Here is a 13,119-nt window from a genome sequence, read left to right as displayed (position 1 = left end):
CATGACCGAGCGGACGTCGCGCGAAGCATCGATGCGCGATCACCCCGACGTGGTGTCGTTGCAGCAGCAGTACGGCGGCGCTCTCGGCTCGCCGCAGACCGTCGTCGCCGACGGCGTGGTCGCGCTGGCCGGGCTGTGGGCGGCGATCTCCCCCTGGGTCCTCGGCTTCGACCTAGCCCAACCGGGCATGCGCACGCACAACCTGATCATCGGTCTGGTCGCGGTCGCCATCGGACTCGGGCTCACCGGCTTGTTCGAGCGCGGCGGCGGGCTGAGCTGGGTGCTGGTGCCGCTGGGCGCCTGGCTGATCGTGTCCACCTGGATCGTTCCGACCGCCACGCCCTCGGCGGGCATGGTGTGGAGCAACGTCATCGCCGGTGCGCTGCTGATCCTCGCCGGGGCCGGGGCGCTGGGCACGAGCCTGATGGGCGGCCGCGGCGGCCGGGCGCGATGACGCGCACCGCACCCGGGCCCACCGCCGCCCCACGCTGGCTCAGCGCACCGGGCGTCTACCGGCCGCAGGGCGACACGCGGCTGCTGGAACGGGCGCTGCGGCAGGAGGCGGTGGACGCCGGAACCCGGGTGCTCGACGTCGGGACCGGCACCGGGGCGCTCGCCCTGGCGGCGGCGCGCGCCGGTGCCGAGGACGTCACCGCGATCGACGTGTCCGCGCGGGCGGTGCTCACCGCCCGCGCCCACGCGCGCCTGCACCGGTTGCCGGTGCGGGCCCGGCGGGTGCGCTCGCTGGAACTCTCGGCGCACGAGCGGTTCGACCTGGTGCTGTCCAACCCGCCGTACGTGCCCTCGGCGCGGGAACGTCCGCCGCGGCACCGCGCCGCGCGGGCCTGGGACGCCGGCCCCGACGGGCGGGCGGTGCTGGACGCGCTGTGCGCCGCGGTGCCCGGGATGCTGCGGCCCGCCGGGGTGCTGCTGCTCGTGCAGTCCTCGGTGTCCGATGTGGACGAAACGGTGCGGCGGCTCGGCACCGCCGGGCTGGACGTGTCGATCCCGGCGCGCCGCACCCAGCCGTTCGGCCCGGTGCTGCGGCGCCGTGCCGGTTTCCTGGCCGAGCGCGGGCTGATCGAACCCGGGCAGCGCTGCGAAGAACTGGTGGTGATCCGCGGTGCCCGGACGTGACCCGGCGCGCCGGGTGCGCGTCGTACCGGACGGCCCGGTGCTCGTCGACGGGCCGGTGGAGCTGGTCGCGCCCGACGGCACCACCGTGCGCTGCGACCGGTTCGTAGTGGCCGTGTGCGCCTGCCGGCGCAGCCGCCGGTTCCCGCTGTGCGACACCAGCCACCGGCGCCGCACCCGGCGGGACGCCGGTTAGTCCGGCATCCGCGGGGACGTCGGCCGGCCCAGTGATCACCGGGAAACTGGCTGGCCCAGCGGCCACCGGGCCGCGGGCTGATCCAGCGCTCGCCGGGCCGCCGCTGGTTCAGCGGACGCCGGACTGCCGCTGCTCCAGCGGTCACCGGACGCCCGCCGGCTCAGCGGTCACCGGACCGTCGGCTGATCCAGCGGTCGCCGCAACGAGCTCACCTCCGCGCGCCACGACCCGAGCAGCCGCTCGGCGAGTGCGCCTTCCAGGAACTCCGTCGCCTGGACGCCGAAGACGACGTCGCCTGCCAGCTCCGGTTCCCGGTCGAGCAGGTCCCCGACCACGTCGTGGCGCATGATCTGCTCGTGCACGGCGTCGGCCTCGATGTGCTCGGTGAAGAACCGCAGGCAGGGCGCCGGTGCGTCCAGCCGCTCCAGCGCGGTCGCCAGCCGCTGCGCGCTCGGCGCGGTGCTGATCTCCGCGGCCGCGAAGTGGCCGACGAGCGCCCCCCGCGACGAGCGGTGCAGGCCGAGCATCGACATCAGGTTCACGATCGCGAGCTGCGGCGCGGGCACCACGTCCAGGTACCGCAGGTAGCCGGAATCCATCGCGGCCGCGTCCAGCAGGTCGGCGAACAGCTGCGCGTGCACGTCCTCGCCGCGCCCGCCGCCGAACTCGTCGAACTCGACGGCGACCAGCGCCGCCTTCGCCCGGCCCTGCAGGCGCGGGATGACCCAGGCGTGCGGGTCGGCCTCCTTCAGGTGGTAGATCGACCGGTGCGCGAAGTACTCGCGCATCTGCTCCCACGTCCCGTGGTCGCGGAGGTGGTGCGAGACGCCGTCCCCGGGCACCACCTCGGTCAGCAGCCCGTCGAGCTCGCCCGCCACGTCGTCCCCGCCCGCGACGTGCGCGCGCAGCGCGTCGTGGAACAGGTGTTCCAGGCTCGCGCGCCAGTGCAGCAACCCGGCGTTCCACTCCCAGTCCGGTGCCACGCCGCGGAAACCGCGGTAGTGCAGCTCGTAGCAGGTGTGCAGCGCGAGCGCCACGTCCTCGCCGAACGGGTCGGCGCCGTCCGGCTCGGGCAGCGGCGGAGCGGGCGGCGCGGACCCGAGGGCGGCGATGACCGCCTCGGACAGCGGCCCGCGCGGGCTCGGCAGGCGGGCCGAGGTGGTGCCGGTGGCGGGGGCGCTCATCTGCTCTCCTCTCGGACGTGCTCGGCGCTCGGTTCAGCGGTGCGGCGCGCCAGCGCGAACGCCACGGCGCGGGGTCCCCCGACCGCGGCGCGGCGCTGCCGGTCGGCGCCCGCGCCCCGGCGCACCAGGTTCGCGATCCCCTCGTGCACGACCGCGGCGTCCCCCGCGGCGCGCAGCGCGGGCTCGATCCACTCCAGCAACCGCCGCAGCAGGACGGCGGCGGGCGCGCGGGCCTCGCGGACCGGGTCAACGAGCGAACCGCCGATGCCGTGCCGCGCCGCCGCCCACACCGCGGCCGCCGCGACCTGGTCCCGGACCGCGGGTGGCCGCACGCCCGCCGTCACCGCCAGCAGCGCGGTCCGCACCGCCGCCCGAGCCAGCACCGCGTGGAACACGGCCTCCTCGGCGGTGGTCAGCGCGTCGGCGACCCGCAGCTCCACGGTCGGCAACCGGGGTGACGGGCGGGCCAGCCAGAAGGACATCTCCGGATCCACCAGGCTCCCGCAGTCCACCAGCCGCGCGACCTCGTCGCGGTGGGCCGCGGGGGAGTCGAACCGCGGTGGGACGCCCGAACCGGGGAAGCCCAGCTGCTGCACCATCCGCCAGCTCGCGCAGCCGGTGTCCCGGCCCCGGTGGAACGGCGAGTTCACCGTCAGCGCCAGCAAGGTCGGCAGCCACGGCCGCAGGTGGTTCACCACCCCGACCGCCGCCTCCTCGTCCGGAACCGCCACGTGCACGTGGCACCCGCACGCCTGGTACTCGGTCATCACGCTCGCGTAGGCGTCCGCGATGCGGGCGAAGCGGGCCTCATCGGTGATCCCGGGCGGCGGGCCGTCCAGCACCGGCGTACCGGCGGACACCAGCATCGCGTCCCGCCCGGCCGCCGCGGTGGCCAGGCGGCGGCGGTCGTCCACCAGCTGGGCGCGCAGCGCGTCCGCGGTCGTGCACCGGCCGGTCGCGGCCTCCACCTGGCTGCGGTGCAGTTCCGGCTGGAACGTGGCGCCCTCGGCGCGGCCCGGCAGCGCGCCCGCGTCCGCGAGCACGTCGCCCGCGCGCGGGACCGGGCGCGCCGAACGGGCGTCGAGCAGCAGGAACTCCTCCTCCACGCCCATCGTCACGCCGGGGATCGAGGTTCGAGGTTCGTTCATCCGGCTGCGCCCCCTGTCGTCGCCGCGGGCCGACCCACCGCGTACCCGCGGCCGCGGGATCGACACCTGGAACGCGTCCCGCTCCGTCACCGCCCGCCGAGCGGTGCGCGCCGCCGCACGGTCACCCGCGCCGGATCGGCGGTGGGGCCCGGTTCCTCACCCGGGGCGAACAGGGCGAGCGAGTCCCCGCGCACCACGTGCTCGACGCCGGCGATGCCGCGGCGGCGGACCTCGCGCTCGAACTCCGACAGCGGCGACTTGAACAGCCCGTAGTCGTCGTAGTGGATGGGGACGGCCTTGCTCGGGCGCAGCAGCTCCAGCAGATCGGCCCCTACCGGCCCGTCCATGGTGAGCAGCTGCCCGAGCACCCGGGTTCCGCCGAGGTGCACCAGCGCCACGTCGATCCCGGGAAACCGCTCCCCGATCGCGGCGAGGTCGTCGTGCACGAGGGTGTCGCCCGTCAGGTAGAGCCGGAGCCCGCGCCCCACCGGCGGCTCGTAGTCCACCAGGGTGCCCATCACCGGGGGCACCACGGCGCTCAGCACGCCCCGCGCGTGCTTGCCGGGCAGGGAGGTGATGGTCAGCCGCGCACCGCCCTTGGTCATCGTCTCCCGCCCCCAGCGCGGCAGCGGCACCGGTTCGGTGAACCCGGTCCGGCCGAGCCGTCGCGCCGCGTGGTGGGTGGTGAAGATCGGCAGGTCGCGGGGCAGCTCGCGCGCGGCGACCCGGTCGAAGTGGTCGCCGTGCAGGTGGGACAGCACGAGCCCGTCCAGCGGGGGCAGTTCGTCGATCGTCATCGCCGGTTCGGTGCGCCGCCGCGTGAGCAGCCCGTGCCCGATGTGCACCCACTGCCCCCGGCGCACGAAGTTCGGGTCGCTGAGCAAGGCGAACTCGCCGAGGCGCAGCAGCACCGTCGCCGTGCCCACGAAGGTGATCGTGCAGTCCTGCCCGCCGGTCGGATCGGCGTCCATGGCCGGCCTCCCGTCTCGCCGCGGCCGCGTCCTGCTCCCGGCTTGCCCCGCGGACCACCGTCGCAAACCGCGGCGCATGTGCCCGGCGGGTGCCGGGTACGCGGGACGGGACCGGAATCGACGACCGTGGAGACCGCGATGAGCACGTCACCCCGCCGCGACGGCCCGCACGTGGTCGTCGTCGGCGCCACCGGCAACATCGGCACGAGCGTCGTCGCTGCCCTCGCCGCCGACCCGGGCATCGGCCGGATCACCGGGCTCGCGCGCCGCGTCCCCGCGCGGGGGCTGCCGGGGGTGGACTTCGCGCGGTGCGACATCACCCGCGACGACCTGGCTCGCCGGGTGCGCCACGCCGATGCGGTGATCGACCTGGCGTGGATCTTCCAGCCGACGCACGACCCGGTCACGACGTGGCGCAACAACGTGCTGGGCCGGTTGCGGTTGTTCGAGGCCGTCGCGGCGGAGCGGGTGCCCGCGCTGCTGTACGCCTCTTCGGTGGGCGCCTACTCCCCCGGTCCGGGCCGCACCGTCGACGAGGACTGGCCCACCGACGGCTGGCCGGGTGCGGCCTACACCAGGGAGAAGGCGTACCTGGAGCGCTGCCTGGACGCGTTCGAGCACCGCGGCGGCGACACCCGGATCGTGCGGTTCCGGCCCGGTTTCGTGTTCAAGGCGGGGGCCGCGGCCGAGCAGCGGCGGTTGTTCGGCGGCCCGCTGGTGCCGGGCCGGCTGGTCCGCCCCGCCGGGTTCCCCGCCTTCCCGGACGTCCCGGGCCTCCGCTTCCAGGCGGTGCACAGCGCGGACCTCGCCGAGGCGTTCCGCGCGGCGGTGCGGAACCCGGTCCGCGGCGCGTTCAACGTCGCGGCCGACCCGGTGGTGGACCCGCGGCTGCTGGCGGAGCACTTCGGCACGCGCCCGGTGCGGATCCCGGCGCGAGCGGTGCGGGCGGCGCTCGCCGCGGCCTGGCGGCTGCACCTGGTCCCCGCCTCGCCGGACCTGTTCGACGCGGTGCTGCGGCTGCCGCTGATGGACGTCTCCCGCGCCCGGGCGGAGCTGGGGTGGTGCCCGTCCCGCTCCGGTCTCGAAGCGGTGCTGGAGATGCTGGACGGCCTGCGGCGCGGCACCGGCACGGCGACTCCGCAACTGGCCGCCCGCACCCCCGGCGGCCGGTGGCGGGAGCTCACGACCGGGGTGGGATCGCGCCAGTGATCGGGGTTTGGCGTCCGGTGCGGGCGGCAAGGCCTGGAGGGCGACCACGACGAGAGGATCACATGAGCGTGCTGCACGTCGTCCCCGCCGAACGCGACGGCTGGAAGGTCGTCGGAGGCGGCGCCGCCGAACGCCACGTTCCGTGCCAGGCCGACGCGGTCGAGGACGCCTGCCTGGAACTGCGCTACGAGGGCGGCGAAGTCGTCATCCACGACCTGCGCGGGCGGGTCCGCGACAAGCGCACCGTCCGGCCGGGTTGACCGCGCACCGTTTCGCGTCCGCGCCGCGCGGCTAGCCGGAGAGGATGCCGCACGACGAGACCACCCCACCGCCGGATCCCGACCCGGACCGCACGCCCGGTCTGGAACCGGGCGGCGGCGTGCCCGCCGGGGAGACGCCGCCGGAATCCGGGGAGGCCACCCGCGGGCTCGCGCACACCGAGAAGGCGACGGCCCGGCCCGCGAAGTGGGTGTGGTGGGCCGTCATCCTGCTGGTGGTGCTGCTCTTGGCGGGATTCTTCGTGACCAGGGCGCTGGACCTGCTGCTGTGGTGAGCCTCAGCGCTCGGCGGCCGCCGGGACCGCCGGTTCCGCGGAGCCGGTCCGCGCCCGTAGGCCGCCCGCCCGTAGGCCACCCGCCCGTAGGCCACCCGCGCTGCGCCGATGCACCGGCCGCGGGTTCCGCGGTCCGCGGGGCGGACCGGTGCCCGCCGCCGGTTCGGGGGTGCGCCCGGGGGCGGGGTCCTCGGTGCGCACGTCCACCAGCCGCACCCACTTGACGTGGGCGGGCAGCTCGCGGCGCTCGCGCATCTTCGCGAACCGGGACCAGGCCAGGGCGGTGGCCGCGACGGTCGCCAGCCCGGCGACCTCCAGCGCCCGCCCGGGCCCGGCGTGCTCGGACAGCCAGCCCAGCACCGGGCCACCGACGGCGCCGGAGGCCGCGGTCACCATGCCCTTGGCGGCGAGGACGCGACCGCGCATCTCCTCCGCGGAGTCCAGCTGCATGCGGGTGCTGGCCGCGGTGTCGATCACCACCGCGCCCGCCGCGATCGGCAGCAGCACCAGCGCGAACACCACCAGGTTCGACGCGGAACCCGCCACCGCCTGCAGCACGCTCGTCGCCACCGCCATGACCAGCAGCAGCCGCAACGTCAGCTCCTGCCGGGAGGCGGCCAGGAAACCGCCGATGACCGTGCCCACCGCGAACACCACGGACAGCACGCTGTAGCCGACGGGCCCGGCGCCGAGCGGTCCTTCGCTCATCGCCGCCATCGTGACCTGGTAGTTCCGGCCCAGGCTGGAGAGCACGAAGGTCAGCGCGAACAGCACCAGCAGCGGCCCGCTGCCGAGCACGTAGCGGGCGCCCTCCTTGACGCCGCTGCGCTCCGGCGGGCTCTCCGCGAGCGAGAACATCTCGTCCTCGCGCACGAGGCAGATCACCGCGATCACCCCGGCGAAGCTCGCTGCGTTGAGCACGAACAGCATCGGTTCCCCCGTGAACGCGACCAGCGCGCCCGCCAGGCTCATGCCGAGGATCCGGCCGCCGGAGCTCAGGATCGAGCCGAGGCCGAGCGCGTTGCCCAAGGTGTCGCGCGGCACCAGCTGGGAACCGAACCGCCCCAGCGCCGGACCGTCGAACACGGTGACCAGCCCGGTGAGCACGGCGCTGCCGTAGATCACCGCCAGCGGCGCGTCCCACATCGCCGCGCCCGCCAGCGCCAGCGCCAGCAGCACGTGCAGCGATTGGGTGACCACCAGGACGCGGCGCGCGGGCCAGCGGTCGGCGACGGTGCCGGCCCACGGGCCCAGCAGCAGCGCCGGAACGGCCTGGAACAGCAGGGAGAGCCCGAGCAGGCTCGCCGACCCGGTCTTGGTCAGCACCAGCCAGTTCAGGCCGAGGTTCTGCATCCACGCACCGGTGACCGACACGAAGTCGGCGGTCGCCCAGCGGCGGTAGTTGCGGTGGCGCAGCGCTTGGAACATCGTCGTCAGTGCAGAGCGCACGATCCAGTCCTCGGGCCGATCGGGGGTCAACTCCGGCCAGGGGCTCGACGTCACCGGGGGTGAGCAGGCACCTGGACCGCGCTCCACCGTGACGAGGCGACTCCCGAGATCGGCACAATTTGTGTTCGCGCTCTCCCGAACTCCCTGCTCGAAAGGGTGAAGCGGGACGCTGGCGGGGAGAATTGAGCACTGGGCGTGTTCGACTGCGGCGCGCGCTCAGCCCGGAGCCGCACGGCCTGCGCTCAGCCCGGATCGGCCACCTGCGTTCAGCCCGCGCGGCCCGCGTTCAGCCCGGATCCACCGGCGGACGCCCCACACCGCGCCAGCGCAGCCCCGCCCGCCGCAGCACCGCCGGATCGAGGTGGTCCCGGGTGTCGACGACCACCGGGCGCGCCAGCGATGCCGCGAGCCGCCGCCAGTCGAGCGAGCGGAACTCGGGCCATTCGGTGAGCAGCACCAGCCCCGCCGCGCCCGCCGCGGCCCGGTACGGGTCGGCGACCAGCCGCACGTCCGCGCCGACCTCGGCCCCGCCGGGCCGCAGCGCCGGGTCGCAGGCGACGAGCTCGGCGCCCTCGGCGGCCAGCGCCCGCGCCACCGCCAGGGCCGGCGAGTCCCGCAGGTCGTTCGTGCCCGCCTTGAACGTGAGCCCGAGCAGCCCCAGCCGCACCCCGCGCAGCGACCGCGCCGAGCCGGACCCGCACGCGGCGGCGACCTTGCGCACCATGCGCGCCCGCTGCCGCGCGTTGGCGTCGATCGCCGCGCGCAGCGCGGGAAAACCGGTGCCCGCGGCCTCCGCGAGCCGCAGCAGCGCCGCCGCGTCCTTCGGCAGGCAGGACCCGCCCCAGCCCGGCCCCGGGCGCAGGAACTCCGGGCCGATGCGGTGGTCCCGTCCCATCGCCGCGGTGAGGTCGGCGATGTCCGCGCCGGCGCGCTCGCACCGGGCGGCGACCGCGTTCACGTAGGACAGCTTCGTCGCCAGGAAGCAGTTCGCCGCGTACTTGACGAGTTCCGCGCTGGCCGCGCCGGTGCGCACCACCGGTGCGTCCACCGCCGCGTACAGCGCGGCGACCCGCTCCACGGCGGCCGGGTCGTCGGAGCCGAGCACGATCCGGTCCGGGTGCAGGAAGTCGCGCACCGCGGACCCCTCGCGGAGGAACTCGGGGTTGCTGACCACCCCCACGTCGTCCCGGCCGAGCAGCCGGGCCAGCCGCGCCGAGGTGCCCACCGGGACCGTCGACTTCGCCACCAGCAGCCCGCCGCGCGGCACCCGGTCGCCGATCTCCGCGACCACCGCCTCGACCGCGCGCAGGTCGGCGGCGCCGCCCGCGCCCATCGGGGTGGGCACGCACAGGAACACCACCTCGGACCGGGCGGCCGCGCGCGCCGAACCGACGGCGAACTCCAGCCGGCCCGCGGCGACCCCGTCGCGCACCAGGTCGGCCAGGCCGGGTTCGAGCAGGTCGATCTCCCCGCGGGAGGACCGCTCGACCTTCGCCGCGTCCACGTCGCTGCACACCACGCGGTGCCCCAGCGAGGCCAGGCACGCGCCGGTGGTCAGCCCGACGTAACCGGTGCCGACGACGAGGATCCGCTTGCCGCGCAACGGTTCCCGCCCCGCTCAGCTCGCCGGGCGGCGGTACGCGCGCTCGGCGAGCGCAGCGCCGTCGTCCACCGCGGGCGTCAAGGGCGCCCGGCCGGTGCGGGCGTCGTAGGACAACGCCTCCGCGACGCTGCCGATGTCGGCGCCGAGCGCCGAGCAGAGCGCGGTGAGCTCGTCGGTGAAGGCCCGCCGGACCGCGAGGTACCCGTCCACCGCCTGCGGCAGCAGGTCCGCGGTGGCCGCGTCGGTGCGCAACCGCGGCGCGGCCACGCCCCGGTACAGCTCGTCGGCCACATCGGCCGCGGCCGCGGTGGCGGCGCCGAGCACCACCAGCTCCGGGTGCAGGAACTCGGCGGCCGACTCGTCGGCGCGGTGCGGGTTGCTCACGGCGAGCAGGTCCGCCCGGCCCAGCCGGGACGCCAGCCGGGCGGTCGATTCCCACGGCGGGGCGCAGCAGTTCAGCACGACCGCGCCGCGCGGCAGGCGCCGCCGCAGCACGTCGATGCCCGCCCGGGCGCCGCACACCACTCCGAGGTCCGGCGCCGGTCCCTCCGGCGGCGGGTCCGCGTCGAACGGACCGGTGACGTGGTGGCCGAGGGCGGTCAGGGCGTCGGCGGTGGCTGCGGCCGGCGCGCCGCCGCCCGCCAGCAGGACGCGGGCGCTCATCGGCCGGCCTCCGCGACGGGAGCGGGAGCCAGGCGCGCGTCCGCGGCCGCCAGCACCTCGCCCACCGGGATCCGGAGCAGGCCGGGGTCGGGTTGCTCCGCGAACGTGTCCCCCGTCGTCCCGGCCCACAGCGCCGTGTGCGGCCCCTGCTCGGGCGGGCCCCAGCGGCGCGGCGGGACCGGGCCGAACAGCACCACCGAGGGCGTGCCGGACGCGGTGGCCAGGTGCGCCATCCCGGTGTCGCCGCACACCACGAGCCGGGCGCGGCCCACCAGCGCGGCCAGTTCGAGCAGGTCGGTCCGCCCGGCGACGGCCGCGGAGTCCGGGAGCCCGGCGCGGCGGGCGACCTCCAGCGCCAGCGACCGCTCCGCCCCGCTGCCGGTGATCAGCACTTCCGGCACCCGTCCGGCCAGTTCGCCCGCGACCGCCGCGAACCGCTCCGGCGGCCAGCGGCGGGCGCCGTGGGAGGCCCCGGGGTGCACGAGCACGACGTCGCGCCGCGCCCCGCCGGGGACCGGCAGCAGCAGGTCGTCCGGGTCGGCGGGCACACCGCCGTGGCGCAGCAGCCGGCACCACCGGTGCACCTCGTGCTGCTCGTCCAGCCAGCGGGGGCCGTCCAGTTCCGGGTGCGCGCGGTGCCGGTGGGTCAGCACCCGGCGGGCTCCGCTGGACAGCAGCGCGTCGATGCTCCCCGGCCCGCGGCCGTGCAGGTTCACCGCGAGGTCCGGCGGCGGCCGGTCCCAGCTGAACGCCTCCGGGGAACCGGTCGGGTGCACCTCGTCGACGGCTCCGGTGCGGTGCGCCAGCCCGGCCAGCCAGCGCGGTGCGGCCAGCACCAGGTGGTGGCCGGGGTGGGCCCGGCGCAGCGCGCGCAGCGCGGGGACGGCGGTGAGCAGGTCGCCGAGCCCCAGCGCGCGCAGCACCAGCGCGGTCCCCGTCACGGCCACGAGCCCTCCTCCGAGGAGCACACCACCAGCTCCCGCACCTCGCAGCCGGCCGGTTGGCGCAGCGCGAACAGCACGGTGCGGGCCACGTCCTCCGGCCGGTTGAGCTTCGCGTCCGGCGGCGGCTTGTACTGCTCGTCGCGTCCGTCGAAGAACGAGGTGTGCATCCCGCCCGGCACCAGCGTGGTGACCCCGACCGCGCCCGCGGTCTCCGCGGCCAACGCCCGCGAGAACCCGAGCACGCCGAACTTCGAGGCGCAGTACGCCGTCGCGTCCGGCACCGCCTTGAGCCCGAGCGTCGACGAGCAGGTGACCACCCGGCCCGCGCTCTCCTTCAGGTGCGGCAGCGCGCAGCGCACCACCGCGACCGTGCCCAGCAGGTTGACCTGGACGACGCGCTCCCACTCCGCGGCGGGCACCGCGTCCAGCGCGCCGCACGAGTCGATGCCCGCGGCGGTGAACACCCCGTCCAGGCGGCTCCCGGCGAGTTCCACCAGCCGGTGCACGGCCCGTTCGGTCGCCGCCCGGTCGGCGAGGTCGGCCCGGACGTGCGGCACGTCCAGCTCCGGCTCGACGCGGTCGAGCACGAGCGGCGTGCCGCCCTGGTCGCGGACCTCCTGCGCGGTGGCGGCGCCCAAGCCGGACGCCCCACCGGTGATGAGCACGTTCCCCACCGGTTCCATCGATCCTCCTCCCGTCGTTCACCCGGCCGACCGCAGCGAGGTCAGCAGCCGGCTCGTCGAATACCCGGCGATCTGCGGCACCAGGACCGTGCGCCCGCCGTGGCGGTGCACCACCTCGGCTTCGGGCAGCGTCGCCACGTCGTAGTCGTCGCCCTTGACCCACACGTCGGGCCGCAGCCGTTCCAGCAGCGCGCACGGCGAGCTCTCGTCGAACACGACGACCGCGGTGACCGATTCGAGCGCCTCCAGCAACCGTTTGCGGTCGGCGTGGCCGACCAGCGGGCGGTGCACCCCTTTGATCCGCCGCACCGAGTCGTCCGAGTTGAGGCAGACCACCAGCGCGTCGCCGAGCTCCCGCGCGCGTTCCAGCAGCCGCACGTGCCCCGGGTGCAGCAGGTCGAAGCAGCCGCCGGTGACGACGAGCCGCCCGCCGTCGCGCCGCACCCGCTCCGCCACCTCGAACGCGGTGCCGGTGCCGCCGTTGCCGGGGCGCGGTTCCGGTTCGGACAGCTGCGCGGCACCGCCGGAGGCGACGAACCGGCCGGCCCGCCGCACCCCCTCGGTCACCGCCTCCACCGGATCGGCCCCGTCGGCGAGGGCGAGCGCGGTGATCACCGCGAAGCAGTCCCCCGAGCCGCACGCGTCCGCGCCGGGCGGGGCCGGCTGCACCGGGATCCGGCCGGTGACCGCCTGCGGCACCACCACCGCTCCGGCGGCGCCGAGCGTGACCGCGACCCCGCCGCACCCCCACCGCCGCAGCAGGGCGCGGGCGAGCAGCGCGGGATCGTCCACCTCGGACCCGCCGGTGAACGCGACGGCCTCGGCCAGGTCCGGTACGACGAGGTCGGCGCGGCCGACCGGCACGCCACCGCGCGGGTGCGGGTCCCACACCAGCGGGACGTCCGCGGGCAGCTGCCGCAGCGCCCGCCGCAGGAACGGGTTCGCGGTGGCACCGCGCCCGTAGTCGGAGACCAGCACCGCGCCCGCGGAGCGGAGCAGCCCCGGCAGCTCCGGGTCCAGCGGCCCGTCCAGGACCCGTCCGTCGCCGGAATCGGCGCGCAGCAACGTCCGCCCGCCGGAGCGGATGCGGGTCTTGCCCGGGGTCTCCCCGGAGAACGGCAGACCGGCCAGCCGCACCCGGTCCCCGAGCAGCCGCACCACGTCCGCACCCGCCTGCCCGCCGACGCCGGTGACCAGCACGACCTCCGCGTTCGCGCGGGCGGCGATCGAGGCCGCCAGCCCGGCACCGCCCGGACGCCGCTCGCGGCTCGCCACGTCGACGACCGGCGCGGACGCGTCCGGGCAGGTGCGCCGGGCGCTGCCGTGCACGTCGACGTCCAGCAGCACGTCGCCGACCACCACCAGAGGTCCTCGCCGCACGG

The 13,119-nt window shown here is 76.4% G+C and carries 15 protein-coding genes; 6 read left to right on the top strand and 9 right to left on the bottom strand.

The features are described from left to right. Position 1 precedes the first annotated feature (1 nt). Genes LCD33_RS09485 through LCD33_RS09475 form a run of 3 tightly spaced genes read left to right on the top strand, consistent with a single transcriptional unit; the run spans position 2 to position 1,330 of the window. Positions 2–454 carry an SPW repeat protein gene (locus tag LCD33_RS09485; RefSeq protein WP_224977735.1) on the top strand — a complete coding sequence of 151 codons (453 nt, stop codon included), beginning with the start codon at positions 2–4 and terminating at the stop codon, positions 452–454. After that, positions 451–1,137, top strand: a complete 687-nt coding sequence (locus tag LCD33_RS09480) for a HemK2/MTQ2 family protein methyltransferase (protein WP_224966558.1) — start codon at positions 451–453, stop codon at positions 1,135–1,137. The genes LCD33_RS09485 and LCD33_RS09480 overlap by 4 nt, the downstream gene beginning before the upstream one ends. Then, on the top strand, positions 1,124–1,330 hold the full coding sequence (locus LCD33_RS09475) for a CDGSH iron-sulfur domain-containing protein (RefSeq protein WP_224956764.1): 207 nt from the start codon (positions 1,124–1,126) through the stop codon (positions 1,328–1,330). The genes LCD33_RS09480 and LCD33_RS09475 overlap by 14 nt, the downstream gene beginning before the upstream one ends. Before the next feature lie 167 nt (positions 1,331–1,497). Here the strand turns inward: LCD33_RS09475 and LCD33_RS09470 are convergent, their stop codons facing one another. The 3 genes from LCD33_RS09470 to LCD33_RS09460 all read right to left on the bottom strand — a co-directional run bounded on the left by LCD33_RS09470 (position 1,498) and on the right by LCD33_RS09460 (position 4,633). Continuing rightward, positions 1,498–2,514, bottom strand: a complete 1,017-nt coding sequence (locus tag LCD33_RS09470) for an iron-containing redox enzyme family protein (protein WP_224966559.1) — start codon at positions 2,512–2,514, stop codon at positions 1,498–1,500. After that, positions 2,511–3,662, bottom strand: coding sequence for a glutamate--cysteine ligase (locus LCD33_RS09465; RefSeq protein ID WP_224977734.1), 1,152 nt, complete (start codon positions 3,660–3,662; stop codon positions 2,511–2,513). Before LCD33_RS09465 ends, LCD33_RS09470 begins: the two co-directional genes overlap by 4 nt. Positions 3,663–3,748: 86 nt before the next feature. Next, positions 3,749–4,633, bottom strand: a complete 885-nt coding sequence (locus LCD33_RS09460; RefSeq protein ID WP_224966561.1) for an MBL fold metallo-hydrolase — start codon at positions 4,631–4,633, stop codon at positions 3,749–3,751. A 138-nt stretch (positions 4,634–4,771) separates the two neighbouring features. Between LCD33_RS09460 and LCD33_RS09455 the strand changes: the two genes are divergently transcribed. From LCD33_RS09455 to LCD33_RS09445, 3 genes are all read left to right on the top strand, one after another. Further along, entirely contained in the window at positions 4,772–5,842 is a 1,071-nt protein-coding gene (locus LCD33_RS09455; RefSeq protein WP_224966562.1) for an NAD-dependent epimerase/dehydratase family protein, read from the top strand. 62 nt (positions 5,843–5,904) lie between these two features. After that, positions 5,905–6,102, top strand: coding sequence for a DUF2188 domain-containing protein (locus tag LCD33_RS09450; protein WP_224956769.1), 198 nt, complete (start codon positions 5,905–5,907; stop codon positions 6,100–6,102). Positions 6,103–6,146: 44 nt separating this feature from the next. After that, entirely contained in the window at positions 6,147–6,395 is a 249-nt protein-coding gene (locus tag LCD33_RS09445) for a DUF6480 family protein (RefSeq protein ID WP_224956772.1), read from the top strand. 3 nt (positions 6,396–6,398) lie between these two features. On the opposite strand, the gene LCD33_RS09440 is transcribed toward LCD33_RS09445, so the two are convergent. The 6 genes from LCD33_RS09440 to LCD33_RS09415 form a co-directional block, all read right to left on the bottom strand. Further along, positions 6,399–7,844, bottom strand: coding sequence for an MFS transporter (locus LCD33_RS09440; protein WP_224966563.1), 1,446 nt, complete (start codon positions 7,842–7,844; stop codon positions 6,399–6,401). Positions 7,845–8,130: 286 nt separating this feature from the next. Next, the gene (locus LCD33_RS09435) at positions 8,131–9,447 is read right to left on the bottom strand and encodes a UDP-glucose/GDP-mannose dehydrogenase family protein (RefSeq protein ID WP_224977733.1); all 1,317 of its coding nucleotides are present in this window, start codon (positions 9,445–9,447) and stop codon (positions 8,131–8,133) included. 15 nt (positions 9,448–9,462) lie between these two features. Then, a complete protein-coding gene (locus tag LCD33_RS09430; protein ID WP_224966565.1) occupies positions 9,463–10,110 on the bottom strand; it encodes a UDP-glucose 6-dehydrogenase in 648 nt (215 codons plus the stop codon). Then, positions 10,107–11,051, bottom strand: a complete 945-nt coding sequence (locus tag LCD33_RS09425) for a glycosyltransferase family 9 protein (protein WP_224966581.1) — start codon at positions 11,049–11,051, stop codon at positions 10,107–10,109. The genes LCD33_RS09430 and LCD33_RS09425 overlap by 4 nt, the downstream gene beginning before the upstream one ends. Next, positions 11,048–11,737: an SDR family oxidoreductase gene (locus tag LCD33_RS09420; RefSeq protein WP_224977732.1), complete on the bottom strand. Its 690-nt coding sequence runs from the start codon at positions 11,735–11,737 to the stop codon at positions 11,048–11,050. The genes LCD33_RS09425 and LCD33_RS09420 overlap by 4 nt, the downstream gene beginning before the upstream one ends. 18 nt (positions 11,738–11,755) lie before the next feature. Then, positions 11,756–13,117, bottom strand: a complete 1,362-nt coding sequence (locus LCD33_RS09415) for a PfkB family carbohydrate kinase (RefSeq protein WP_224966566.1) — start codon at positions 13,115–13,117, stop codon at positions 11,756–11,758. Positions 13,118–13,119 lie beyond the last annotated feature (2 nt).

The organism is Saccharopolyspora sp. 7B (genome assembly GCF_020177435.1).
Lineage (GTDB): Bacteria > Actinomycetota > Actinomycetes > Mycobacteriales > Pseudonocardiaceae > Saccharopolyspora_C > Saccharopolyspora_C gregorii.
The sequence above is the reverse complement of the archived record's forward strand: the minus strand, read 5'-3'. Positions and strand labels throughout refer to the sequence as shown.

Bases quoted from the DNA above. Each gene is read 5' to 3' on its own strand.
- LCD33_RS09485 (WP_224977735.1), top strand. From the start codon at position 2: ATGACCGAGCGGACGTCGCGCGAAGCATCGATGCGCGATCACCCCGAC.
- LCD33_RS09480 (WP_224966558.1), top strand. From the start codon at position 451: ATGACGCGCACCGCACCCGGGCCCACCGCCGCCCCACGCTGGCTCAGC.
- LCD33_RS09470 (WP_224966559.1), bottom strand. From the start codon at position 2,514: ATGAGCGCCCCCGCCACCGGCACCACCTCGGCCCGCCTGCCGAGCCCG.
- LCD33_RS09465 (WP_224977734.1), bottom strand. From the start codon at position 3,662: ATGAACGAACCTCGAACCTCGATCCCCGGCGTGACGATGGGCGTGGAG.
- LCD33_RS09460 (WP_224966561.1), bottom strand. From the start codon at position 4,633: ATGGACGCCGATCCGACCGGCGGGCAGGACTGCACGATCACCTTCGTG.
- LCD33_RS09455 (WP_224966562.1), top strand. From the start codon at position 4,772: ATGAGCACGTCACCCCGCCGCGACGGCCCGCACGTGGTCGTCGTCGGC.
- LCD33_RS09450 (WP_224956769.1), top strand. From the start codon at position 5,905: ATGAGCGTGCTGCACGTCGTCCCCGCCGAACGCGACGGCTGGAAGGTC.
- LCD33_RS09445 (WP_224956772.1), top strand. From the start codon at position 6,147: ATGCCGCACGACGAGACCACCCCACCGCCGGATCCCGACCCGGACCGC.
- LCD33_RS09430 (WP_224966565.1), bottom strand. From the start codon at position 10,110: ATGAGCGCCCGCGTCCTGCTGGCGGGCGGCGGCGCGCCGGCCGCAGCC.
- LCD33_RS09420 (WP_224977732.1), bottom strand. From the start codon at position 11,737: ATGGAACCGGTGGGGAACGTGCTCATCACCGGTGGGGCGTCCGGCTTG.